25 protein-coding genes are annotated in these 21,116 nt (G+C 71.9%); 15 read left to right on the forward strand and 10 right to left on the reverse strand.

The annotated features are described in order from the left end of the window. Positions 1-19: 19 nt before the first annotated feature. The 3 genes from EXE41_RS10330 to EXE41_RS10340 all read right to left on the reverse strand — a co-directional run bounded on the left by EXE41_RS10330 (position 20) and on the right by EXE41_RS10340 (position 2,098). Positions 20-829 (reverse strand): DUF63 family protein, encoded by an 810-nt coding sequence (locus EXE41_RS10330; RefSeq protein ID WP_137690953.1) that lies wholly within the window; start codon positions 827-829, stop codon positions 20-22. After that, positions 829-1,278, reverse strand: a complete 450-nt coding sequence (locus tag EXE41_RS10335) for a universal stress protein (protein WP_049930984.1) — start codon at positions 1,276-1,278, stop codon at positions 829-831. Before EXE41_RS10335 ends, EXE41_RS10330 begins: the two co-directional genes overlap by 1 nt. A gap of 70 nt (positions 1,279-1,348) precedes the next feature. Then, positions 1,349-2,098, reverse strand: coding sequence for a DUF547 domain-containing protein (locus EXE41_RS10340; protein WP_086216462.1), 750 nt, complete (start codon positions 2,096-2,098; stop codon positions 1,349-1,351). Positions 2,099-2,199: 101 nt separating this feature from the next. Between EXE41_RS10340 and EXE41_RS10345 the strand changes: the two genes are divergently transcribed. Together EXE41_RS10345 and EXE41_RS10350 are read left to right on the forward strand one after the other, a co-directional pair. Next, the gene (locus tag EXE41_RS10345; RefSeq protein WP_086216463.1) at positions 2,200-2,718 is read left to right on the forward strand and encodes a peroxiredoxin; all 519 of its coding nucleotides are present in this window, start codon (positions 2,200-2,202) and stop codon (positions 2,716-2,718) included. Positions 2,719-2,721: 3 nt separating this feature from the next. Then, on the forward strand, positions 2,722-3,657 hold the full coding sequence (locus EXE41_RS10350) for a prenyltransferase (protein ID WP_137690954.1): 936 nt from the start codon (positions 2,722-2,724) through the stop codon (positions 3,655-3,657). A 57-nt stretch (positions 3,658-3,714) separates the two neighbouring features. Here the strand turns inward: EXE41_RS10350 and EXE41_RS10355 are convergent, their stop codons facing one another. Together EXE41_RS10355 and EXE41_RS10360 are read right to left on the reverse strand one after the other, a co-directional pair. Beyond that, positions 3,715-4,635 carry a Dam family site-specific DNA-(adenine-N6)-methyltransferase gene (locus EXE41_RS10355; RefSeq protein ID WP_094592570.1) on the reverse strand — a complete coding sequence of 307 codons (921 nt, stop codon included), beginning with the start codon at positions 4,633-4,635 and terminating at the stop codon, positions 3,715-3,717. A 146-nt stretch (positions 4,636-4,781) separates the two neighbouring features. Then, positions 4,782-5,081, reverse strand: coding sequence for a hypothetical protein (locus EXE41_RS10360; RefSeq protein ID WP_137690955.1), 300 nt, complete (start codon positions 5,079-5,081; stop codon positions 4,782-4,784). Between the two features lie 333 nt (positions 5,082-5,414). On the opposite strand from EXE41_RS10360, the gene EXE41_RS10365 reads away from it, so the two are divergent. Beyond that, positions 5,415-5,702, forward strand: a complete 288-nt coding sequence (locus tag EXE41_RS10365; RefSeq protein ID WP_049930974.1) for a hypothetical protein — start codon at positions 5,415-5,417, stop codon at positions 5,700-5,702. 92 nt (positions 5,703-5,794) lie between these two features. Here EXE41_RS10365 and EXE41_RS10370 read toward each other — a convergent pair whose 3' ends face one another. Then, positions 5,795-6,838, reverse strand: coding sequence for an NAD(P)/FAD-dependent oxidoreductase (locus EXE41_RS10370; RefSeq protein WP_137690956.1), 1,044 nt, complete (start codon positions 6,836-6,838; stop codon positions 5,795-5,797). Between the two features lie 66 nt (positions 6,839-6,904). After that, entirely contained in the window at positions 6,905-7,402 is a 498-nt protein-coding gene (locus EXE41_RS10375) for a universal stress protein (protein ID WP_137690957.1), read from the reverse strand. Between the two features lie 285 nt (positions 7,403-7,687). Here EXE41_RS10375 and EXE41_RS10380 point away from each other — a divergent pair, with 285 nt between their 5' ends. Next, the gene (locus tag EXE41_RS10380) at positions 7,688-9,022 is read left to right on the forward strand and encodes an OFA family MFS transporter (RefSeq protein ID WP_089308562.1); all 1,335 of its coding nucleotides are present in this window, start codon (positions 7,688-7,690) and stop codon (positions 9,020-9,022) included. A gap of 39 nt (positions 9,023-9,061) precedes the next feature. Here EXE41_RS10380 and EXE41_RS10385 read toward each other — a convergent pair whose 3' ends face one another. Further along, the gene (locus tag EXE41_RS10385) at positions 9,062-9,475 is read right to left on the reverse strand and encodes a hypothetical protein (RefSeq protein ID WP_086216973.1); all 414 of its coding nucleotides are present in this window, start codon (positions 9,473-9,475) and stop codon (positions 9,062-9,064) included. Beyond that, entirely contained in the window at positions 9,472-10,080 is a 609-nt protein-coding gene (locus EXE41_RS10390; protein ID WP_086216974.1) for a class I SAM-dependent methyltransferase, read from the reverse strand. Before EXE41_RS10390 ends, EXE41_RS10385 begins: the two co-directional genes overlap by 4 nt. 84 nt (positions 10,081-10,164) lie before the next feature. Between EXE41_RS10390 and EXE41_RS10395 the strand changes: the two genes are divergently transcribed. The 6 genes from EXE41_RS10395 to EXE41_RS10420 all read left to right on the forward strand — a co-directional run bounded on the left by EXE41_RS10395 (position 10,165) and on the right by EXE41_RS10420 (position 15,524). Next, positions 10,165-10,929 carry a pirin family protein gene (locus EXE41_RS10395; RefSeq protein ID WP_137690958.1) on the forward strand — a complete coding sequence of 255 codons (765 nt, stop codon included), beginning with the start codon at positions 10,165-10,167 and terminating at the stop codon, positions 10,927-10,929. 48 nt (positions 10,930-10,977) lie between these two features. Further along, a complete protein-coding gene (locus tag EXE41_RS10400; protein ID WP_137690959.1) occupies positions 10,978-12,339 on the forward strand; it encodes a TIGR00300 family protein in 1,362 nt (453 codons plus the stop codon). Continuing rightward, positions 12,336-12,875 carry a GNAT family N-acetyltransferase gene (locus EXE41_RS10405; protein WP_137690960.1) on the forward strand — a complete coding sequence of 180 codons (540 nt, stop codon included), beginning with the start codon at positions 12,336-12,338 and terminating at the stop codon, positions 12,873-12,875. The genes EXE41_RS10400 and EXE41_RS10405 overlap by 4 nt, the downstream gene beginning before the upstream one ends. Positions 12,876-12,956: 81 nt before the next feature. Further along, complete coding sequence (locus tag EXE41_RS10410) at positions 12,957-13,946, forward strand: Gfo/Idh/MocA family protein (RefSeq protein WP_094520726.1); 990 nt, start codon at positions 12,957-12,959, stop codon at positions 13,944-13,946. 144 nt (positions 13,947-14,090) lie between these two features. After that, positions 14,091-14,513, forward strand: a complete 423-nt coding sequence (locus tag EXE41_RS10415; protein WP_049930953.1) for a universal stress protein — start codon at positions 14,091-14,093, stop codon at positions 14,511-14,513. A 138-nt stretch (positions 14,514-14,651) separates the two neighbouring features. After that, the gene (locus EXE41_RS10420) at positions 14,652-15,524 is read left to right on the forward strand and encodes a sulfurtransferase (RefSeq protein ID WP_049930951.1); all 873 of its coding nucleotides are present in this window, start codon (positions 14,652-14,654) and stop codon (positions 15,522-15,524) included. A gap of 15 nt (positions 15,525-15,539) precedes the next feature. Here EXE41_RS10420 and EXE41_RS10425 read toward each other — a convergent pair whose 3' ends face one another. Beyond that, on the reverse strand, positions 15,540-16,298 hold the full coding sequence (locus EXE41_RS10425; protein WP_086216932.1) for an SDR family oxidoreductase: 759 nt from the start codon (positions 16,296-16,298) through the stop codon (positions 15,540-15,542). A gap of 191 nt (positions 16,299-16,489) precedes the next feature. Here EXE41_RS10425 and EXE41_RS10430 point away from each other — a divergent pair, with 191 nt between their 5' ends. The 5 genes from EXE41_RS10430 to EXE41_RS10450 all read left to right on the forward strand — a co-directional run bounded on the left by EXE41_RS10430 (position 16,490) and on the right by EXE41_RS10450 (position 21,047). Beyond that, positions 16,490-17,992, forward strand: a complete 1,503-nt coding sequence (locus tag EXE41_RS10430) for an NAD(P)/FAD-dependent oxidoreductase (RefSeq protein ID WP_086216931.1) — start codon at positions 16,490-16,492, stop codon at positions 17,990-17,992. Further along, positions 17,989-18,927, forward strand: coding sequence for a prenyltransferase (locus tag EXE41_RS10435; RefSeq protein ID WP_094583375.1), 939 nt, complete (start codon positions 17,989-17,991; stop codon positions 18,925-18,927). The genes EXE41_RS10430 and EXE41_RS10435 overlap by 4 nt, the downstream gene beginning before the upstream one ends. After that, the gene (cruF, locus tag EXE41_RS10440) at positions 18,924-19,832 is read left to right on the forward strand and encodes a bisanhydrobacterioruberin hydratase (protein WP_137690961.1); all 909 of its coding nucleotides are present in this window, start codon (positions 18,924-18,926) and stop codon (positions 19,830-19,832) included. Before EXE41_RS10435 ends, cruF begins: the two co-directional genes overlap by 4 nt. A 136-nt stretch (positions 19,833-19,968) precedes the next feature. Further along, a complete protein-coding gene (locus EXE41_RS10445) occupies positions 19,969-20,526 on the forward strand; it encodes a diadenylate cyclase (RefSeq protein ID WP_049931055.1) in 558 nt (185 codons plus the stop codon). 95 nt (positions 20,527-20,621) lie between these two features. Then, positions 20,622-21,047 carry a universal stress protein gene (locus tag EXE41_RS10450; RefSeq protein ID WP_137690962.1) on the forward strand — a complete coding sequence of 142 codons (426 nt, stop codon included), beginning with the start codon at positions 20,622-20,624 and terminating at the stop codon, positions 21,045-21,047. The last annotated feature ends 69 nt before the right edge of the window (positions 21,048-21,116 follow it).

The following is a 21,116-nucleotide window of genomic DNA, read 5'->3' on the forward strand; positions in this document are numbered from 1 at the left end:
TACGACCCGCAGCCCCCGGTCAGGCGGCGACGGAGAACAACAGCAGGTTGTGCGCCGCGGGGCCGAGCCCCATCGCGGCGACGAACCCGAGGAGGAGGTAGCCCTCTCCCGGAGTCTCCCGGACGTATGCGGCGAACAGCCAGACCACGGCGCTCGCGACCGCGAGCTTCACGAGGAGGAACAGCCACCCGTCGCCGATCACCGGAAGCGAGGGCAGTCCGCCGATCTCTAAGAGGATCCGCGACACCGGCGTGCGCTCGCCGAAGCCGAGCTGCGTCGTCCCGACCGCGGTCGAGACGCCGTCGAGCGCGTGCCCGAACACGGCGAGCGCGCCGACGCCGCCGGTGACCGCGACCTCCGGCCGGAAGCGGGTCAGCCCGAGCCAAGCGCCCCCGGCGATCGGAACGGTGAGCCCGAGCGCGACGGCCGACCAGCGCGCGCCGACGGGGGAGAGTCCGGCCCCGACCGCGGCCGCGACGACGGGGACGAGGAGGGCGGCGCCGGCGGTCGCGAGCGTGCCCCCGACCCGTTCGGGACGGGCGGCGTCGGCGGCGAGCCACGCCGCGCCCGCCAGCGACCCGACGGTGAGGTAGACGGTCGGCGAGCCCGCAAGCGGCGCGATCAGGGGCGGGAGCGCGTCGACGACGTAGAGGACGTGCGCGGCGGAGCCGAGCGCCATCCACGGCGCGAGCGCGAGCACCCGGCGACCGGTGACGGCGGGGCGGCGGCGGCGAAGCGCGGCGACGACCCCGCCGGTCGCGAGCAGGACGGCGAGGAGGTGCGGGAGGGGCGGCAGGGTCGTGCCGGCCGGGAGGAGGCCGCCGACCATCAGACGGACAGCACGGGCTGGCTCGCGTACAGGAGGACATACTCCGCCGCCTTCCCCAGCACCTCGCCGGGGTCGCCGGAGACCGGCTCGCGCGGGACCACGATGAAGTCCGACTCCAACTCCTCCGCGGTGTCGAGGACGACGCTTCCCGGGTGGACGGTCTTCACCGACGTGGAGAAGCCGTAGGCGATCGAGTTGCTGTGGGGGACCCCGGCCGTCTCCGCGCGGCGGGCGACGGAGTCGGTGAACGCCTCGGAGTCGTCGGCCACCTCGCTCTCGTCGACCACGCCGTGGTCGATGGCGCGGACGACCTCCTCGTCGAGGACGTACAGCGCGTGGACGCTCGCGTCGTACTCCGCCGCGAGTGCGATGGCGTAATCGACCGCCTCGTGAGACTCCTCGCTGCCGTCGACGGGCACGAGGACGAGGTCGATGTCGAGATCGGTCATACCCGGGTCGTCGGCGGGGGAGGTCAAAAAGCCCGCCCCAACGGCCTCGGCGGCCGCGAGCGAGCGAGAGTCACTCCCCGCCGCGGAACGGCTCCAGCGACGGCGTCCAGTCGTACTCGCGGTAGCGGATCTCGGGCGTCGCGTCCGCGTCGATCACCCCGTACCGCCGGAGCCGCTCTCGGATCCCGCTCCTCCCGCCGAAGTCCCCGCGGTACCACAGCATGAGCCGCGGGACGCGGGCGGTGCCGTCCGCGACGACCGTCTCGCCTCGCAGGTACGTCTCGGCGGCGTGGTCGAGCGCCTCGTCGACGGTCGCCGGGTCGTAGGCGAAGACGGCCGGACAGGCGGTGGCGCCGCAGTTGACCGCGAAGTGGATCCGCGGGTCGGGATCGGCGACGCGGTGCCGGCGGACGAACGCCGAGGGGAACGGGTCCGGCAGGTATCCCAGCCCGTACTTCCACTTCGAGCGGCGTAAGATTCCGTGTTCGATCTCGTCGAGGCTCAGGTCGGCGCCGGCGACGGAGACGACGGACGCGGCGAAGAAGCGGCGCCGGTTCGACAGCCGCGTCGGGTCGTCGAGGAGGGCGTCCCCGGTGGCGGCGTTGTAGACGTTGATCCAGAACGCCAGCTGCTCCGCGGCGTCGAGGGCGTCCAGCGCGGCCGGCGGCAGCGCGTCGAGCCGTCGTCGGGCCGCGTCGACGTCGCCGTCCGTTCGGACGGCCCGGAGGAACTCCCGCGCGGCGTCGACCGGAGCGGGCTCCGCGGCCGCGCCGCTCGCAGCTTCGACGGGCGAGCCGGCGGTCCCGCTCCGTTCGGTCATACTGCGTGAACGAGTGTCATTGACCTATATTTGTCCCGGTTCCGCGCGCGGCGCGCCACACCGACTCCCCGTTTATGCGGCGGGAGCGCGTAGCGGGCGCCATGAGCGACACTCGGACGTCCGCCGAGGCGGTCCCCGACTTCGAGTTGCCGAACGCGGGAGCGGGTCCCGACCGATTTTCACTGTCGGCCGCGGCCGCGGACCCCGACACCGACGCGATCGTCCTCCTGTTCCAGCGCGACTACCACTGCGGGAACTGCCGGAAGCAGGTCCGAGCGATCGCCGACCGGTACGACGAGTTCGAGGCACTGAACGCGACGGTCGTCTCCGTGCTCCCCGAGCCGGTGGGCCGAGCGCGGTCGTGGCAGGACTCGTACGACCTCCCGTTCCCGCTGCTCGCCGACCCCGAGACCGACGTGAGCGACGCGTACGACCAGCCCGTGCGGTTCGGGGTCCTCGGCTCGCTCCACGACCTCGTCGGGCGGATGCCGGTGGCGATGATTCTCGACGCTCGCGGCGGCGAACCGGTCGTCGCGTACGCGTACGAGGGTCGGATGCCCGCCGACCGCCCCGAGATCGACGACCTGCTGGCCGAGGTCCGCGGGCTGGGCGACGACTGACCGATGGACCGGCGCGTCCCGGCCGCCCTCTGGCGGCTCTCGCGGCCGTCGCAGGTCGCGCTGATCGGCTTAGTGTACGCGCTCGGCGTCGCGATGGCGTACGGCCGGGGGTACGGCGAGACGGGGGGCGCAGCGCGGCTCGGACTCGGGCTCGCGGCGCTGATACCGGTCGCCGCGAGCGTCCACTACGCTAACGAATACGCCGACGTCGAAACGGACGCGCTCACCGACCGCACCCCGTTCTCGGGCGGGAGCGGCGCGCTGGTCGAGACCGACCTCCCGCGGAGGATCGCGCTGCGCGGTGCGGTCGCCGCCGGCGGGCTCGGCGTCACCCTGACCGGCCTCGGGGTCGCGAGCGAGGCGACCGGGCTCGCCGAGGCGGCGCTCCTGCCGCCGACAGCGGCCGCCCTCCTCGCGGGGATCCTCGTCGTCGGCTGGCAGTACTCCGTCGGTCCACTCCGGCTCGCGTGGAACGGGCTGGGCGCGCCGGCGAACGCGCTCCTCGGCGGCGTCGCGCTCCCGCTGTACGGGTTCGCGGTCGTCGCCGGCGAGGTCACCGCCGCCGCCGCGCTCGCGACGCTTCCGTTCGGCGCCACGGTGTTCGTGAACCTCCTGGAGACGACGTGGCCCGACCGCCGGGCGGACGCCGCGGTCGGGAAGCGGACGCTCGCGACGCGCTGGTCGCCCCGGCGGCTCCGGGCCGCGTACGCGCTGGGGGGCGCGACGGCGGCCGTCGCGACCGCCGCCCTCGTCGGGCGAGCGCTCCCGCCGGTCGTGGCCGCGGCGACGCTGCTCCCGCTCGTCGGGCTCGCCCCCGGCTACCGACGGTTCACGCGGCGCGAGGAGCCGCTGCCCGCGGTGGCGACGATGGTCGCGATGGCGGCGACGACGACGGTCGCGTGGGGGTTCGTCGCGCTCTGGGTCCGGCCGGGCGCGTAGGGGGCTCGGGGTCGGAGCGGACGCGTGGCGGAGTCAGGGGAATCGGTCGCGCCGTTCTCAGTACCTTGAGAGCTCTCGCTGGCCGGCCTCGCGACGCTCGGCCGGCGGGACGTTGGTCGCGACGATCTCGTCGACGGCGCCGCGGCTCTCGGCGTCGCTGTTAATCGCGCGGGTTGCGTCCTCGCGGTCGACGCGGAACCCCGCGTCGACGTAGGCGTCGTACATCACGCCGCTGTTCGAGAGCACGACCCACACGCCGGCGTCGTCGAGGTCGGCGGCCACGTCGAGCAGGCGCCGCTGGTCCTCGCGGTCGAACCCGGACGCGCTGTACTCGTTGAAGTTCGCGGTCGCGCTCATCGGCTCGTAGGGGGGATCGAAGTAGACGAGGTCGCCCGGCTCGGCGGCGTCGAGGACGTACGCGAAGTCGCCCTGCCGGACCTCGACGTCGGCGAGCAGGTCGCTCGCGCGCCGGATCCGGTCGCGCTGGACCCAGTCGGGGTCGGCGTACCGACCGATCGGGACGTTGAACCCGCCGTCGGCGTTCTCGCGGTAGAGGCCGTTGTAACAGGTCCGGTTGAGGTACAAGAGCAGGGCGGCCTCCGCCAGCGGGTCGAACTCGCCCTCGTACGGCCGGCGGTTGAACCGCGCGCGCTGCTGGTAGTAGTACGAGTCCACGTCCCGGCCGCGCGCCGTCTCCTCGGCGTACGGGAGGGTCGGGTCGGGGTCGCTCTCGGGGTCGTCGAACGACGCGAGCCGGGCGATCAGCTCCTCGGGGCGGTCGCGAACCTGCTCGTAGAAGTTCACCAGCCGCGGGTTCGCGTCGTTGACCGTCGCGCGGGCGGGCTCTAAGTCGAAGAAGACGGCCCCGCCGCCGACGAACGGCTCGTGGTACCGGCCGAACTGGGCCGGGAAGCGGGCGTACAGCTGGTCGAGCAGCTGCCGCTTCCCGCCGGCCCACTTCAGGATCGGCTCGGCCATCGCTGTCGGGTGTCGCCCGCGCCCGGGGATAAACGTCTCGGGCCGCGTCCGCGGCAGTCGCTCTCGGGCCGCCACGCGCGCTCGACCGTCCCGCCGGAACCGCCGACAGAGCGGTCAGCCGTCGGAGCGATCGGTCGGCGGAGCGGTCAGTCGTCGGAGGGCTCGCCGTCCGGCATCGGGAGGTCGTCGACGTGAGCCGCGGCCTCCTCGAAGTTCGGGCCGGGTTCGATGGTCCCGGCCTCGCGGTCCCACTCGATGTAGCCGGCCGCCTCCAGCGCCGGGAGGTGCGTCTCGCGGAGTTCGGCGGCGATCTCTTCGGCCCGCCCGCGCACGCGGAGGTCCGCGACGGTCTCGACGGCCTCGTCTGCGAGACCGGCGACCACGCGCCTGCGCTCCGGCACCGCGACGACGACCGTCGGATCGGTGGTGGGTGTGTCGAGTGTCATCGTGTCTGTCCGTATCTACGGAAGTCGGTGGAGCGGAATAAAAGCACCGCCGACCCGTCGCACCACCGGAATCGCCGCCGGGGAGACGAGCCGCCCGCCGCCGAGACCGCGACCGCCGTCCGTCTCTGTCGAGGCCCCGGCGATCGGAGTCGTCGACGCGGACGACGGGACTCCTCACAGAAATATGAGAAGTGTACCAACGAGTAGCATGGTACGACTTACACCGCATTAACGACCGTTTCAGTTGATTTACGGATATGTGACATGGTACCGTTTCTCAAAACCTATTTGGAAAGTGAAAGTTTTTAATCGCCCGAGCGTGTACAGTGAGATATGTATCAAGGCTACATCACGCCGGCCGAGGAACACCGACCGATCGGCTCGGGCTCGCCGCCGGGCAGCCGCTCGCCGCTGGGGACGCTCGCGTTCCTCGCGCTCGTCGTCGCACCGTTCGTCGCGTTTTCCTACCCCGTCGCGACCGTCGCGGTCCTGACCGGCACCGTCGCGCTCGCCGTCCTCTCGCGGTCCGTCCTGCGGACCCTGCGCCGGCGCAGCGGTCGGGTCCAGACGTTCACGCTCCCCGGGCTGGGGACCGTCGAGTACCGCATCACGACGAACTGACGCCGCCGCTCGGCGCGCCGTCGAACCGCTTCACAAACCGACCACTTCTCCGGTGACAGCGCCTCGGACCGGCCGACGCCGTCTCCGCCCTCTCAGATCCGATACGCGACGCGCTCGCCGACGTCGAGCCCGTTCGCGATTGCGGCGTGGAGCCGTCCCTCGCCCGCGACCCAGTCGCCGAGCAGGTACAGCCCCGCGTCGCGGGCCGAGTCGACAGGGCCGCCGTCAACGCCCGCCTCGGGGAGCGCATAGCGCCACCCCTGGTGGTCCGTCCACGCGGGGTCGGCCAGCCGGTCGTCGCCGATGATGTCGGCGGCGTGGTCGGCGAGCGCGGCGACGTTCCCCGCGGGGTCGTCTTCGTAGTGCTCGGTCGACCACGCGCCGTTCGCCTGGACGACGAGCAGCGTCTCGCCGTCCGGGACGTGCCCGGCCTTACACTCCTCGCGCGAGATCCACCCGACCGCGTGCTCCTTGTCGGTGTTCACGAGCGCGTAGTAGGGCACGTCGAGCTCGAACGGGTAGCGCAACACCGCGGTCCAGACGCTGCCGTACTCGACCCCGCCGACAGCGTCGACCAGCGTCTCGCGGAGCGGGTCGTCCCACTCAGCCGTCCGGAGCAGCTCCGCGGTCTGGGGGGCCGGCGGGTTCATGAGGAGGCGGTCGAACGGCCCGTGCGTCTCGCCGTCCGCGTCGTCGAGTTCCCACGCGTCCTCGGCGCTCGTCCGTCGAACCGTCTCGACCCGGGTGCGCCGGTGGACCGTGGCGTCCGTGCGGCCGAACAGCCGCTTCGCGATCTGTGTAAGCCCCCGCCGGTAGCTCCACTTGTGCTCGTCGGCGTCGCGGCCCGGGGACACCGCCCCGTCGACGTCGAAGGTGTACACCGGCTCCGTCACCTCGACGAGCCCCTCGTCGTCGAGCGTCTCGGTGATCAGCTCGACGACGCGGTCGTCGTCGCTCTTCAGGTAGTTCGCCCCGTAGTCGTACGTGAGGTCGTCGTGGCGGCGGGTCGCCGCGCGCCCACAGAGGCCGCCCGACTTCTCCAGCACGGTCGCGTCCGCCTCCGGCACGGTCCGGTCGATGACGAACGCCGCCGCGGCCGCCCCCGCGCCCGCGCCGACGATGCCTACGTCTGTCACACCGATCGTTGGGGCCGGGCCCACTTAACCGGTCGCGTGCGGCGCCTCCGATGGCGCGAGACGGGCTCAGCCGTCGTCCGGTCCGACGACCATGACCGGGACGTCGGCGCCGCGCCGGACGCGGGCCGGGACCGGGTCGGGACGGAGGAGCCGGTCGAGCCCGGTCCGGCGCGCGGAGCCGACAACCACGAGGTCGGCGTCGTGCGCGGCGGCGAAGTCGACCGCCTCCCGGTGGGTGGTCCCGTAGCGGAACCACTTCTCGACGTCGACGCCGACCGCGGCGCCCGCGTCCTCGGCGGCCTCGACGAGCTCCTCGCCGGTCCGCTCGCGGCGCTCGACGACCACGTCCCACGCCTCTACCGTGTCGACGACGTACAGCGCGTCGACGACCGCTCCGTGCGTCGCCGCGAGGTCGACGGCCGTCGACACCGCCGCCCGTCCGGCCGGATCGTCGGTCGCGACGACCAGCACGCGCTCGAAGCGTCCCGTCGCTGCGGCGTCGGCGTCCGGAGACACGGCCGCGGTCTCGCCCGTCGCGTCGGTGGCGTCGATATCGGTGGACATGGATTGCGAAGAGGGTCGGATAGCTACCGACCTGTTGTTTGGATTTCGGTAATCTTTGGCCGTTCTTAACATTTTTCGACAGGGTAGACGATTATCATAATTTATTCGCCGGGCGGCCGCGGACCGACCCCAACGACGCGTTTTAGTCGGCGAGCGCGGTGGGTGGAAACGAGACGGCCGCAGCGGGTCGGCGGGAAGTCGACGGGGAGTCGGCAGCGCGCCGCGGTCCGACGAGGGACGGAGACCACATGACACAGACCGACAGCACGCGGACGACGGACGACGATGGCTGAGGACGAGTCGGCGGAGGCGGCCGCCGAGGAGGGGGCGGCGGGCGGCGTCGACTACGCCGCGCGCGCGGCCGACATTCTCGGGTTCTCGCGATGGTGGCAGATCGCCGCTGCGGCCGGGATGATGGCGGCGGTGAGCCCATACCAGTACGTCTGGTCGTCGATCGAGCAGCCGCTCGCGAACAGCCTCGACATCGCGCTGCCGGCGCTGGGCGCGGTGTTCTCGTTTTACGTGGTGTTCCAGTCGCTCTCGCAGTTCCCCGCGGGCAAGTGGCGAGACAGCCGCGGCCCGGGGACGCTCACGTTCCTCGCGGCGATCCTCGCCGGCGGCGGGTACATCGGACTGGCGTACGCGACGAGCCTCTGGCAGCTGTACCTCCTGTACTCGCTCGGCGCGGTCGGCGTCGGCATCGTGTACACCGTCGCGGTCAACACCGCGGTCAAGTGGTTCCCCGACCGCACGGGGCTGACGACCGGCGTCGGGACGATGGCGTTCGCGGCCGGAAGCGCCCTCGTCGTCCCGTACGTCCGGGCGAACGCGACCGTGGCGGGGTACGGCGACGTGCTCCGCAACATCGGGATCGGAATCTTACTCGTGACGCTCGTCGGGTCGTTCCTCCTCCGTGACCCGCCGAAAGACTGGCTGGACCGGACGGACGACGCCGACGGCGGGGACGGCGACGAGGGGCTCGCGGCGTCGATCCGCGGCCGCGACTACTCGACGCGCGAGATGCTCTCGACGTGGCAGTTCTGGCTGCTGTACGCGATGTTCATCGCGATGGCGAGCGCGGACCTCCTCGTGATCGCCAACGTGGTCCGGTTCGCGGAGAACTTCGGGCTCGCGGCGCTGATCGCGACGCTCTCCGCGACGCTCCTCCCCATCGCCGCCGGGGTGTCGCGGCTGATCCTCGGCGAGGCGACCGACCGGTTCAGCCGCAAGCGCGTGATGGCGGGCTCGTTCCTCCTCGCCGGGCTGTTCCGGGTCGGGCTGGTGGCCGCCGGCGAGGCCGGTAACGGCGCGGTCTTCGTCGCGTTCGTCCTCGGCGCGATGTTCTTCTCCTCGCCGCTGTACGTCTACTTCCCGTCCCTGCTGGCCGACTACTACGGCTCGGCCAACTCCTCCGGCAACTACGCGGTCCTGTACACCGCGAAGGTCGGCGGCGGCGTCTTCTCCGGCACCGTCGCCGGCTACCTCGTCGCGACGCTCGGCTGGACGCCGACGTTCGCCCTCGGCGGCGCGCTCGCGGTCGCCGCGGGACTGGCGGTGTTCGTCCTCCGGCCGCCGAGCGGCTCGGGGCTGGAAGCTGCCGAGTCGGCGGCGGCGGACTGACCGGGGCCGCCGTCGGTCCCGGCTCCTGTTCCGGGCCGGCTACGCTCCCGTCCGCGCCGCGCGACGGACCCCGAGCGACCAGAGCCCGACCGCGACACCCCCGGCCGCGAGCGCCGCGTTGACGCCGGCCGGTTCGAGGCCGAAGGGCGTGAACGCGGGCGCCACGGCGGCGTGGAGCAGGAACCCGACGCCGAACGCGGCGGCGGTTCGACGCGGCCCCCACGCCGGCGAATCGGGCCGTCGCTCCGTCGCGGCGGAGACGCGGTCGCCGGAGGCGACGACGAGGTGGCCGACGGCAAACACGACCCCGAGGGCGACCGAGCCGGCGAGGTCGACGGGGACGCTCGTCGCGAAGGCGCGGTACCAGTAGACGTGCGCGAGGCGTGCGGCCGCGCCGAGCGCCAGCGCGAGTCCGATGTCGACGACGGCGGCCGCGGCGCGGCGGGGGGTCACGGGAGCGTTCCGACCACGGCGTAGAAGGGGTCCTGACCCGGGCGCTCCGCGATCCGGTCCGTCACGTCGAAGCCGCCGGCGTCGAGGTACCGCTCGACGAGGTCGGCGCGCTCGTCCATCGAGGCGGCCCGCCACGCGCGGACGGCCTTCGTCGGGAACATCCGGTTCGAGAAGCTGACGACTATCGTTCCGCCGGGCGCGAGGACCCGGGCGAACTCCTCGAACACGGGGCCGGGGTACTGGAGGTACTGGACCGACAGCGCACAGCAGACGGCGTCGAACGCGTCGTCGGCGAACGGGAGCGACTGATCTTGGTTGAAGTTGCGCACGACGAACTCGTCGAGCCGGTCGTTCTCGGCCAGCTCGGCCTCGTTGAGCCCGTGACCGACCACGCGCTGGTAGTCGGTGTCGGGCAGGTGCGAGACCCAACTGCTCATCGCGTCGAGGACGCGGTCGCCGGGATCGGTCACGGACGCGTACAGCGCGGTCAGCCGGTCGAGGAACGCGTCGTCGGCGTGGGTGACGAACCGCGGGTCGGCGTAGAACGTCCCGTCGGGGCGGTCGTCCCGCTTGCGCCGGTCGCGGTCCGAGAGGACGGTCGTCACGATATCGGATCGAGGGGCGCGGGGAGTAAGAGGGCGTCGCCCCCACCGGACGGCTTTTGCTCGACGGGACTTTACCGGCTGGTAATGGATTCCGCCGCCGCGGCCGACCGCGACCTCTTCCCCGCGCCTCGCTCCGAGGTCTTTCGAGATCAGGGCAAGTTCCGCACGCGATTCAACTTCCCCGGGCGGAACCTCCCGGACCACGACGACCACGGGTACGGCCCGCTCTCGACGGTCGTCGAGTCGTTCATGGACCCCGGCACGCTGATCCGGATGCACCAGCACCGCGACGAGGAGATCGTCTCGTGGGTGCCCGCGGGGGTGATGCGCCACGACGACCGCGAGGGGAACGAACTCGTCACCGACGCGGAGCACCTCCTCGTGATGAACGCCGGATCGGGCTTCTGGCACGCCGAGGAGACACTCGCGGACGACCCGCCGCTCCGGATGCTCCAGATATTCGTTCGCCCGCACGACCTCGGTCTGGAGCCCGGGATCCAGCACGGCCCGCTCCCGGACCCCGAACCGGACGAGTGGCGTCGCGTGTTCGCGCCCGCGGGGTCGGACCACCCGTTCACCGTGCGCAACGCGGTCGACTGCTACGACGTTCGGCTCGACGCCGGCGCGGGCGCGACGCTCCCCGACGTCGAGGGGCGGGACGCCTACGTGTACGTCTTCGAGGGGTCGGCCGAGGTCGGCGACGCCGCGCTCTCGGAGACGGAGAGCGCCCTGTGGACCGGCGAGGGCGCCCCGCCGACCGTGACCGCGGGCGACCAGGGCGCGACCGTCGTGGCGTTCCTCGTCGACCCCGACGCGTCGGTGACGCGGCAGGGGACGATCGGGCGGTAGCGACGGCGGCAGGGAAACGGGTTTCACCGGGGGGCGCGACGCCTCCGTATGACCCAGTCGCGGACCGTCGAGCTGGAGGGGCACCTCATCGACAGCGGGACGATGCAGCGCTGCTTCGGCGCGGTGATGGACCTTGGCGGCTCGTTCGACGTCGAGCGGTTCGATGTCGGGAAACACGAGACCGAGGAGTCGTACTGCCGGCTGGCCGTCTCGGCCGACGACCCCGAGACGCTGCGCGCGATCCTCCACGAGCTCCACCAGAACGGCGCGGTCTTGGAGGACCCGTCCGACGTGGAGCTCGTCCCCGCGCCCGCGGACAAGGTGGTGCCGCCGAACTTCTACTCGACGACGAACCACCCGACCGAGGTGCTGTACGACGGCGAGTGGATCGACGTGGAGGGGATCGAGATGGACTGCGCGCTGGTGGTGGAACCCGAGCCGGCAGCGGACGCCGGCGAGGGAGACCGAGCGGACGCATCGGACGCGGGCAACGACGGGGCGGCGCGCGCCCGCACCAAGACGCTCAGCGCGGTTGAGGCGGGCGACCTCATCGCGACCGACCAGTCCGGGATCCGGGTGAACCCGCCGGAGCGCCCCCGGAGCGGCGGCGGCGCGTTCGGCTTCATGCAGGGCGGCGTCTCCGCGGAGCGCCCCTCCGAGTCGACGATCCGTGAGGTCGCCGCGGAGCTCCGCGCCGTCGAGGCGGACGGCGGGACCGTGATGGTGGTCGTCGGCCCCGCGGTGATCCACTCCGGCGCGGGCGACGCGCTCGCCGACCTCGTCGCGGGGGGCTACGTCGACGCGCTCTCCGCGGGCAACGGCTTCGCCACCCACGACCTGGAGCGCTCGATCTACGGCACCTCGCTCGGGATGGACGTTGAGACGCTCGAACACCCGCGGAAGGGACACAAACACCACATCTGGACCATCTCGGAGATCATCCGCGCCGGCGGGATCGAGGCAGCCGTCGAGGACGGGGTCGTCACGGAGGGGGTGATGTACGAGTGCGTCGAGAACGGCGTCGACACCGTCCTCGCGGGGTCGATCCGCGACGACGGCCCCCTGCCGGACACGATCACGGACGCGGTCGAGGCGCAGGACGCGATCCGCGAGCAGGCCCGCGACGCCGACATCGTGCTCATGCTCGCCACGCTGCTCCACTCCGTCGCGGTCGGCAACTGCCTCCCGTCGACGACGAAGACCGTCTGCGTCGACATCAACCCCGCCACGGTCACCCAGCTGCTCGACCGCGGCTCGGCGCAGGCGGTCGGCATGGTCACCGACATCGGCACGTTCGTCCCGACGCTCGCGGAGTACGTGCTGGAGGGCGAGGAGGGTGGAGGCGCGGAGACCGGGGGCGACGAGTCGGCGGGCGACGGGAGCGGAGGTTCCGCGGAGGGCGACGCGTGACACCCGAAATCCGGCCCTACGACCGCGAGCGCGACGCCGACGGGCTCTACGCGGCGAAGGTGGCCTTCGAGCGCGGCCTCGGCGAGAGCACCGGCGGCGACGGGAAGGCGGCCGCCTACGCGGAGAAGCTCACCGACACGTACCGCGAGCGGTGGCTCGACTGGGTCGACCGCTGCGTCGCCGACGACCCCCGGTGCGTGACCGTCGCGGTCGACGGGAGCGCCGACGGGCCCGGTGACGAAGCGGCGGCCGACGGCGCCGTCGTCGGCTACGTCTTCGTCCTCCCAGAGCGGCTGGCGATGATATGGGACGCGGCGGTGCTGAACGAGCTCTACGTCGCGCCCGAGCACCGCGGGACCGGCGTCGCCGACGACCTGCTGGGCGCCGCGCTCGACCTCGCGGCCGACCAGGAGCTCCCGCTCGACCGACTGGTCCTCGACGTGGACCCGGCGAACGACCGCGCGAGGGGGTTCTACGACCGCCACGGCTTCGAGCCGTGGGGCGAGATGGTCGCGCGGCCGCTGGACGACTCCTGAGGCGGTCGGGACCGGCCGAAGGCGGCCCGGGTCGAGTCCGGCTCCCGAAGCTACAAGCGCGTCCGCCCGCTCTCGTCGGGCGTGATACAGATCGGCATCGTCGGCTGCGGCGTCATCGGGAACCGCCTCGCGGGCGTCATAGCGGACCACGACCGGTTCGAGCTGGCGGCCGCCTGCGACCTCGACGCCGACCGCGCCGCGTCGCTCGCGGCCGACCACGGGACCGACCGCACCGCGACGACGACGGACCACGAGGCGCTCGTCGAGACGGACGGCCTCGACGCCGTCTACGTCGGCGTCCCGCCGCTCGCGCACCGGGAGGTTGTCGCCGACGCGCTCGCGGCCGGCAAACACGTGATCTGCGAGAAGCCCATCGCGGCGGACGCGGAGACGGGCCGCGAGCTCGTCGCGCTCGCCGAGGAGACCGACCGCGTCACGGCCGTGAACCTCCCGTTCCGCTACACCCCCGGCTTCGTCCGGCTCCGGGAGGCGGTCGAAGCGGGTGAGGTCGGCGACCCGCGTCGGGTCGAACTTCGGTTCCGGTTCCCCGAGTGGCCCCGCGAGTGGCAGGACGTGGCGTGGCTGGAGTCGCGCGAGCAGGGCGGCCCGCTCCGGGAGGTGGGGACGCACTTCCTGTTCGGCGTCCGTGAGCTGTTCGGCCCGGTCGAGACCGTCTCGGCGGACGTGGGGTACTCCGGACCCGACACCTATGAGGACGACGCGGTCGCGACGTTCCGGGCCGGCGGGGTCCGCGGGACGCTCGACCTGCTGTGCGACCATGAGGGTGAGGAAGAGAACAGCGTCACCGTCGTCGGCGACGAGGCGTCGCTGTCGCTGACGGAGTGGTACCGGCTCGTTCGCGACCGCGGCCGCGAGACCGAGGCGACGCTCGTCGACGAGCGCGGCGACAGCGTGCGCGCGCTCCTGACTGAGTTCGCGAGCGCGCTCGACGGCGACGACGGCGACCTCGTCTCGTTCGCGGAGGCGACCCGCGTTCAGGAAGTGCTCGACGCGATCCACGCCTCCGAGGGCGACTCGGTCCGGCCGGGAGCGAACGCCGGCGGACGGTAAGGTCGGCTCCGACCGGTGGCGGGTGCCGGCGGACGATGGAATCCGCCGTCGCCGCCCGCGGCGCAACGCGGAGTCGCCGCCGGCAGAGTCGCAGACCGGGAACGCCCGACAGGAATTATGTGTCCGTCGGACGCATCTCCGCGTATGAGCTACCTCGTTGCGACCGACGGATCGACGGAGGGGGACGAGGCGGTCCGGTACGCGGCGCGACAGGCGGTCGCGTTCTACGAGACGCTGGAGATCGCCCACGTGTTAACGCCGGACTCGGAACTGGTCGACGGCACGATCATCCTCCCGGGCGAGGACGCGGCCGTCGAGGCCGGGCAGGGGGTCTTGGACAGCGCCCGCGCCATCGCCGAGGAGGCGGTCGACGAGCCGATCACCGTGGAGACCCAACTGCTCACGGGCCGGCCGGCCGACGCGATCACCGAGTACGCGGCCGAAGAGACGGTCGACGCGATCTACGTCGGTCACCGCGGGCTCTCCGAGGAGCGCGAGCAGGTCGTGGGCAGCGTCGCCAAGAGCGTCGTCGACAAGGCGGACGTGCCAGTGACGGTGATCCGGTAGGTGTCAGCCGGAATAAACGAGCGAGCGCGCTCGAGGCGGTCGAAATCCGGGGTTTCGGCCGGCTGCCGGTCGTCACAGGCGCCGGAAAGAACCGCCATTATCGGACGTTCAAAGCGGGCTTAGGCCATACTACGGGTGATGTCCGAAGACGTACTCGTCACGGCGGACTGGGTCGAAGAGCGCCTCGACACCTTTCAGGACGACGACGCCGACCACCGGCTCGTCGAGATCAACAACCCGACCGTCACCGACGAGTCGGAGTACACGCCCTACGAGGAGGGCCACATACCCGGCGCGTTGAACTTCGAGTGGGACGCGGTCTTCACCGACGAGACGGAGCGCGATATCGTCTCGAAGGCGGACTTCGCGGCGCGAAACGGTGAGGGCGGCATCGACGCCGACACCACCGTCGTCGTGTACGGCGGCGGCCGCGTGCCGAACTGGTTCGCGCTGTTCGGCTACTGGATCTACAAGTACTACGGTCACGACGACATCCGCGTGGTCGACGGCGGGAAGGGGTACTGGGTCGAGAACGACTACCCGCTCTCCACGGAGGAGCCCGACTTCACGCCCCGCGATTACGAGGCCCGCGGTCCCTTCGAGAGCGTCCGCGCGTACAAGGACGACATCGACAAGGCGATCGAGGAGGGGATCCCGATGGTCGACGTCCGCTCGCCCGAGGAGTTCTCCGGCGAGGTCATCGCCCCCGAGGGGCTCAACGAGACCGCCCAGCGCGGCGGTCACATCCCCGGTGCGAGCAGCGTCCCGATCGGCACGACGCTGAACGAGGACGGGACGTTCAAGAGCGCGGACGAGCTCCGCGAGCTGTACAGCGACGCCGGCGTCGACGGCGACGAGTCGACGATCACCTACTGCCGCGTCGGCGAGCGCTCGTCGATCGAGTGGTTCCTCCTCCACGAGCTGCTCGGCTACGACGACGTGCGGAACTACGACGGCTCGTGGACCGAGTGGGGGAACCTCGTCGGCGCGCCGATCGAGACGGGCGAGTAACGCGCGCCAAACTGCCTACCGCGTCGCGGACTTCCACTCCCGTAACCCGAGGCGACCGCCGTTCAGGTCCTCGGCCGGCGCCTCGGTGGCGGCCCAGACGAACAGCGGCGCGACGCTCTCGGGGTCGCGGGCGCGCTCTTTCCCCGTGAGGTCGGTCGCGACGAGCCCGGGGTCGACGACGCCGACCGTCGCGTCGAGGTCGGCGGCGAACCCGCGCGCGACCCCCTCGGCAGCCGCCTTCGACACCGCGTACGCGCCCATCCCGGGCTTCGACTCGGCGGCGACCGCGCCCGACGGGACGAGGACGCGCGCGTCGTCGGTCAGGTGCGGGACGGCCTCGCGGATCGTCGCGAACACGCCGCGCGCGTTCGTGCGCATCGTGTCGTCGTAGTCGGCGTACGTGACCTCGGTCGTCGGCCGCTCGCCCGGCGCGCCGTGGAACACGCCGGCGTTCGCGAACACGACGTCGACCGGGCCGGCCTCGCGGGCGACGCGCTCGAAGAAGCGTTCGAGGTCGAACTCGTCGCGCACGTCGACGCGGTCGCCCCACGCGGTCCCGCCGTCGTCCGCCGGCGAGCCGTCCCCGGCGTCCGCGTCGCCCTCGGCGTCGCCGTCCGGGTCGTCGCCCGCGCCGTTCAGTGCCGCGACGGTCCGATCGACGGCCGCGCCGTCGCGTCCGGAGACGGCGACGAACGCCCCCTCGTCGACGAACGCCTCGGCGACGGCCCGCCCGATCCCACTCGTTGCTCCGGTGATCGCGACCGTCAGATCCATGTGAACGGGAGTACGCGCGTCGGCGACTTAGTGGTATCCACTCCGGCCGCCCCCGCCGCTCCGCTCGCGCGCTCCCGTCGCCGTGGCGGACCGCTGCGATGCCGTCGCGAGCCCCGCCGACCGAACGTGTCAGGGACCTTCCCGCGACGCGTCTGACCGGATTTATACCGGAGCCGTCCCTAGGATGGCGTATGGACGTGGTCCCGGACATCGACGGCGTTGCCGGCGAGTCCGTCGTCGTTATCGGCGGCGGATTCGGCGGACTCTCGACGGCCTGTTACCTCGCGGACGCCGGCGCGGACGTCACGCTGTTGGAAAAGAACGAACAGCTCGGCGGCCGCGCCAGCCGGCTCGAAGTCGACGGCTTCCAGTTCGACATGGGGCCGTCGTGGTACCTGATGCCCGACGTCTTCGAGCGCTTCTTCGGGCACTTCGGGCGGTCGCCGGACGAGTTCTACGAGCTGGAGCGGCTCGACCCACACTACCGCGTGTTCTGGAAGGACGGAGATCAGGTCGACGTGCTGCCGGACCGCGATGCGAACCGGGAGATCTTCGAGTCGTACGAGCCGGGCGCGGGCGAGGCGTTCGACGCGTACCTCGAGGAGTCCAAGCGGACCTACGAGATCGGGATGGAACACTTCGTGTACGAGGACCGCCCGCGGCTGCGCGACTACGTGGACACCGACGTGATGCGCTACTCGTGGGGGCTCTCGCTGCTCGGTAAGATGCAAGGGCACGTCGAGGACTACTTCGACCACCCGAAGCTCCAGCAGCTGATGCAGTACACGCTCGTGTTCCTCGGCGGCTCGCCGACGAACACGCCGGCGCTGTACAACCTGATGAGCCACGTCGACTACAACATGGGCGTCTACTACCCCGACGGCGGGATCGGCGCGGTCGTCGACGGCATCGTCGAACTCGCCGAAGACCTCGGCGTCGACTTCGTCACCGACGCCGAGGTGACGGGGATCGAGGGGCGGTACGGCGCGTTCGCGGTCGACACCGAGAACGGTGAGCGCTACCTCGCCGACCGCGTCGTCTCCGACGCCGACTACGCGCACACCGAACAGGAACTGCTGCCCGAGCGCAAGCGGCAGTACACCGAGGAGTACTGGGAGTCGCGGACGTACGCGCCCTCCGCGTTCCTACTGTACCTCGGCGTCGAGGGCGACGTGCCGAACCTCGAACACCACACGCTCGTCCTCCCGACCGACTGGGACGAACACTTCGAACAGATATTCGACGATCCCGAGTGGCCCGACGACCCCGCCTACTACCTCTGCGTCCCCTCGAAGACCGACGACACGGTGGCGCCGGAGGGCCACAGCAACCTCTTCGCGCTCGTCCCGATCGCGCCCGGGATCCGTGACACCCCCGAGATCCGCAACCGGTACCGCGACCTCGTGATCGACGACATCGCGGAGAACACCGGGACCGACCTCCGCGGCCGGGTCGTCGTCGAGGAGACGTTCTCGGTCGACGACTTCGCGGACCGGTACAACAGCTACGCGGGCAGCGCGCTGGGGCTGGCGCACACGCTCACGCAGACCTCGCTGCTCCGGCCCGGGCATACCTCGGACGCGGTCGACGGGCTGTACTTCACCGGATCGACGACGACGCCCGGTATCGGCGTCCCGATGTGTCTCATCAGCGGGGGGCTGACCGCGGAAGCGATGGCCGGCGACGACGTGTGATCTCCGCCGTGAGCGACCAGAATCGACCGGCGACCGACGGCGAGCGAGCCACCGCCGAGGGCGGGGACCGGCCCGCGAGAAGCGGCGGCGAGGGGCTCCGGTACCTGCTGGTGCTGTCGCGGCCGCGGTTCTGGCTCTACCTCGCCGGGCCGGTCGCCGTCGGCGTCACCTACGGGATCGGCGACGTGAGCGGGCTGTTCACGCCCGTCACGGTCGCGCTCGCGGCGTACTTCCTCGTGCCGGCCAACGTCTTCCTCTACGGCGTCAACGACGTGTTCGACGCCGACATCGACGAGCTGAATCCGAAGAAGGAGGGCCGCGAGGCGCGCTGGCGAGGGAGCCGGTTCGTCTCGGTCGCCGTCGTCGCGTCCGGCGCGCTGGGGCTCGCGACGCTCGCGATCACCCCGCGGGTCGCGTGGCCGTACCTGCTCGGCTTCCTCGCCCTGGCGGTCGGCTACAGCGCGCCGCCGGCCCGGTTCAAGACGACGCCGTTCCTCGACTCGCTGTCGAACGGGTTGTACGTCCTCCCCGGCGCGGCGGCGTACGCGACGGTTGCGGGCGCGCACCCGCCGCTCGCGGCGCTCGCGGGCGCGTGGCTCTGGACGATGGGGATGCACACGTTCTCCGCGATCCCGGACATCGAGCCGGACCGCGCGGCGGGGATCGACACGACCGCGACCGTCCTCGGCGAGGCGCACACGTACGCCTACTGCTTCGGGGTGTGGACCGCCGCGGCCGCCGCGTTCTGGCTCGTCGACCCGCGGCTGGGCGCCCTGCTCGGCGTGTACCCGCTGTTCGTCGCGTGGGTCGCGCGCTCGTCGGTCTCGGTCGACCGCGCGTACTGGTGGTTCCCGGCGCTGAACACCGTCGTCGGCACGCTGCTGTCGATGGGCGGCCTCTGGCGGGTGTACCCGCTCTGGGAGGCGCTACCGTGAGCGACGGCGACCGGGCGGGATCGGCCGGGACGACCGCCGCCGCGACGACCGGCTCTCGGCTCGACGCGCTCCGCGAGCGCGCGCCGGACACGCGTAACGAGGCCGAGGCGCTGCTGGACCGGCTCGTCCGTGAGAACCGCTTCACCATCGCGGTCGTCTTCCCGCTCGTCGGGGCGGTCGCGCTCGTCGGCAGCGCCGAGGGGTGGGTGCCCGAGCCGTTCGCGTTCCACCCGTGGTTCGTGCTGTTCGGCGTGATCGTGATGCGCTCGCCGCTGGTCGTCGGCGTGCTGCCGACGATCGACCGCCGCGCGCTCGGCTGGATCGGCGTCCTAATGGCGTACACGTACCTCATCGAGTCGGTCGGCGTCGCCACCGGGTGGCCGTACGGGGAGTTCGCGTACACGGTCGACCTCGGACCGATGCTCGGCGGGGTCCCGGTCGCGCTTCCCGTCTTCTTCATCCCGCTCGTGATGAACGCCTACCTGCTGTGTCTGCTGCTGCTCGGCCCGCGCGCCGACAGCGTGTGGGTCCGGCTGGCGACGGTGATCCCGGTCGTCGTCGCGATGGACGTCGTGTTGGACCCCGGCGCAGTGTCGCTCGGCTTCTGGAACTTCGGCGGCGGACCGTTCTACGGCGTGCCCCTCTCGAACTACGCCGGGTGGGTGCTGTCGGCGATCGTCGCCGTCGTCACGCTCGACCGCGCCTTCGCGGCGGTCGGGATCCGCGACCGGCTGCGCGACTGCGAGTTCATGCTCGACGACATGGTGAGCTTCGTGATCCTCTGGGGCGGGATCAACGTTTGGTTCGGGAACCTCCTGCCCGCGGCGGTCGCGGCCGCGTTCGGCGTCGGCCTCGTCCGTGCCGACCGGTTCGACACGCGACTGTTCACGGAGTGGCGGCGATAGCGAGCGCCCGGGGCGAGCGCGGCGGCCGTGCGACGCCGCCCCACTCGGTGGCTCTTATATACCGGGGACTCGTTTGCTCGACCGTGACCGACGGCGGCAATCGCGGCGGGCGACCGAACCGGGAGGACCGACGGCGATGAGCGACCTCGCCATCGACTACGGCGACCACGAGCGCGTGTGCGAAGTCGTCGACCGGCTGATGTACTGCGCCGAACACGTCAGCGTCTCCTTCGACGGGTGGGAGGAACCGCACGTGAAGGGGCCGGGACTGTACTTCGCCGTCATCGGCGACAGCGACTACGGGGCGTACGCCGACCCGATGGGGGACAACCGCTGGCCCCGCGACACCGCCCCATCCGTCTTCGACGGGGGCGCGCTCGCGACGGCGGCGGAGTCGGTGAGCGTCGCGCAGGACGGCGGCGTCGTCGTCGCGGTCGACGGCGAGATCGAGGCCCAGATGGTCCGCTTCCGCGACCTGGGCACCCGCGACGAGGAGACCGATCTCGTCGACGACGTGAGCTACGAGCCGTGGATGGGGTCGCGGCACATGAGCGCCATCGAGACCTCGGTCCGCCCGGAGGTCGTGGCGACGGTGACGCTGAGCGAGGAGACCGGCCGCGTCAGCGTCTTCCGCGACGGCGAGGCGAACAGCATGCGGCGCGAGGAGATCGGCGGCCGCTGGCGCGGCGAGTAGCGCGCTTCGCGCCCGGCAGTTAGCACGGGCGCGGCGCTCCCGGAGTCCGGCCCCGAGGCCCCACGGTTAAACCTCGGCCGGGCGAACGACGACGCATGTACGACGAGATACTGGTTCCGACCGACGGGAGCGAGGCGGTCGACCGCGCGCTCGAACACGCGGTCCGGCTCGCGACGGACCACGACGCGACGCTCCACGCGCTGTACGTCGTCGACCGGCGGATCGCGGCCGCCAACTCGGGCGACCTCCACGACGAGGTCGTCGAGGACCTCGAATCGCAGGGCGAGGCCGCCGTCACGGCGGTCGCCGACGCGGCCGCCGAGGCCGGGCTGGACGCCGAGACGCACGTCGCGCACGGGACGCCCGACACGGAGATCGTCGGGTACGCCGACGAGGCCGGCATCGACGTGATCGTGATGAGCCCGGAGGGGAAGTCGCCGCGCGAGCGGATTCGGTCGCTCGGGAGCGTCTCAGACCGCGTCGCCGACGACGCGTCGGTTCCGGTGTTCCTCATCAAGTGACCCGCCCCTCGGAGCGAGTCCGATCGGACCGGAGCCGACCACGGTCGACCGCCGCGCGGCCGAGCCAAT

This window comes from Halorubrum sp. SD690R (genome assembly GCF_005435035.1).
Taxonomy (GTDB): Archaea; Halobacteriota; Halobacteria; order Halobacteriales; family Haloferacaceae; genus Halorubrum; species Halorubrum ezzemoulense.

What these genes read in the sequence shown, in the direction of transcription:
- EXE41_RS10330 (WP_137690953.1), bottom strand. Translation starts at nt 829, where the DNA reads ATGGTCGGCGGCCTCCTCCCGGCCGGCACGACCCTGCCGCCCCTCCCG.
- EXE41_RS10335 (WP_049930984.1), bottom strand. Translation starts at nt 1,278, where the DNA reads ATGACCGATCTCGACATCGACCTCGTCCTCGTGCCCGTCGACGGCAGC.
- EXE41_RS10340 (WP_086216462.1), bottom strand. Translation starts at nt 2,098, where the DNA reads ATGACCGAACGGAGCGGGACCGCCGGCTCGCCCGTCGAAGCTGCGAGC.
- EXE41_RS10345 (WP_086216463.1), top strand. Translation starts at nt 2,200, where the DNA reads ATGAGCGACACTCGGACGTCCGCCGAGGCGGTCCCCGACTTCGAGTTG.
- EXE41_RS10350 (WP_137690954.1), top strand. Translation starts at nt 2,722, where the DNA reads ATGGACCGGCGCGTCCCGGCCGCCCTCTGGCGGCTCTCGCGGCCGTCG.
- EXE41_RS10355 (WP_094592570.1), bottom strand. Translation starts at nt 4,635, where the DNA reads ATGGCCGAGCCGATCCTGAAGTGGGCCGGCGGGAAGCGGCAGCTGCTC.
- EXE41_RS10360 (WP_137690955.1), bottom strand. Translation starts at nt 5,081, where the DNA reads ATGACACTCGACACACCCACCACCGATCCGACGGTCGTCGTCGCGGTG.
- EXE41_RS10365 (WP_049930974.1), top strand. Translation starts at nt 5,415, where the DNA reads ATGTATCAAGGCTACATCACGCCGGCCGAGGAACACCGACCGATCGGC.
- EXE41_RS10375 (WP_137690957.1), bottom strand. Translation starts at nt 7,402, where the DNA reads ATGTCCACCGATATCGACGCCACCGACGCGACGGGCGAGACCGCGGCC.
- EXE41_RS10380 (WP_089308562.1), top strand. Translation starts at nt 7,688, where the DNA reads ATGGCTGAGGACGAGTCGGCGGAGGCGGCCGCCGAGGAGGGGGCGGCG.
- EXE41_RS10395 (WP_137690958.1), top strand. Translation starts at nt 10,165, where the DNA reads ATGGATTCCGCCGCCGCGGCCGACCGCGACCTCTTCCCCGCGCCTCGC.
- EXE41_RS10400 (WP_137690959.1), top strand. Translation starts at nt 10,978, where the DNA reads ATGACCCAGTCGCGGACCGTCGAGCTGGAGGGGCACCTCATCGACAGC.
- EXE41_RS10415 (WP_049930953.1), top strand. Translation starts at nt 14,091, where the DNA reads ATGAGCTACCTCGTTGCGACCGACGGATCGACGGAGGGGGACGAGGCG.
- EXE41_RS10420 (WP_049930951.1), top strand. Translation starts at nt 14,652, where the DNA reads ATGTCCGAAGACGTACTCGTCACGGCGGACTGGGTCGAAGAGCGCCTC.
- EXE41_RS10425 (WP_086216932.1), bottom strand. Translation starts at nt 16,298, where the DNA reads ATGGATCTGACGGTCGCGATCACCGGAGCAACGAGTGGGATCGGGCGG.
- EXE41_RS10430 (WP_086216931.1), top strand. Translation starts at nt 16,490, where the DNA reads ATGGACGTGGTCCCGGACATCGACGGCGTTGCCGGCGAGTCCGTCGTC.
- EXE41_RS10445 (WP_049931055.1), top strand. Translation starts at nt 19,969, where the DNA reads ATGAGCGACCTCGCCATCGACTACGGCGACCACGAGCGCGTGTGCGAA.
- EXE41_RS10450 (WP_137690962.1), top strand. Translation starts at nt 20,622, where the DNA reads ATGTACGACGAGATACTGGTTCCGACCGACGGGAGCGAGGCGGTCGAC.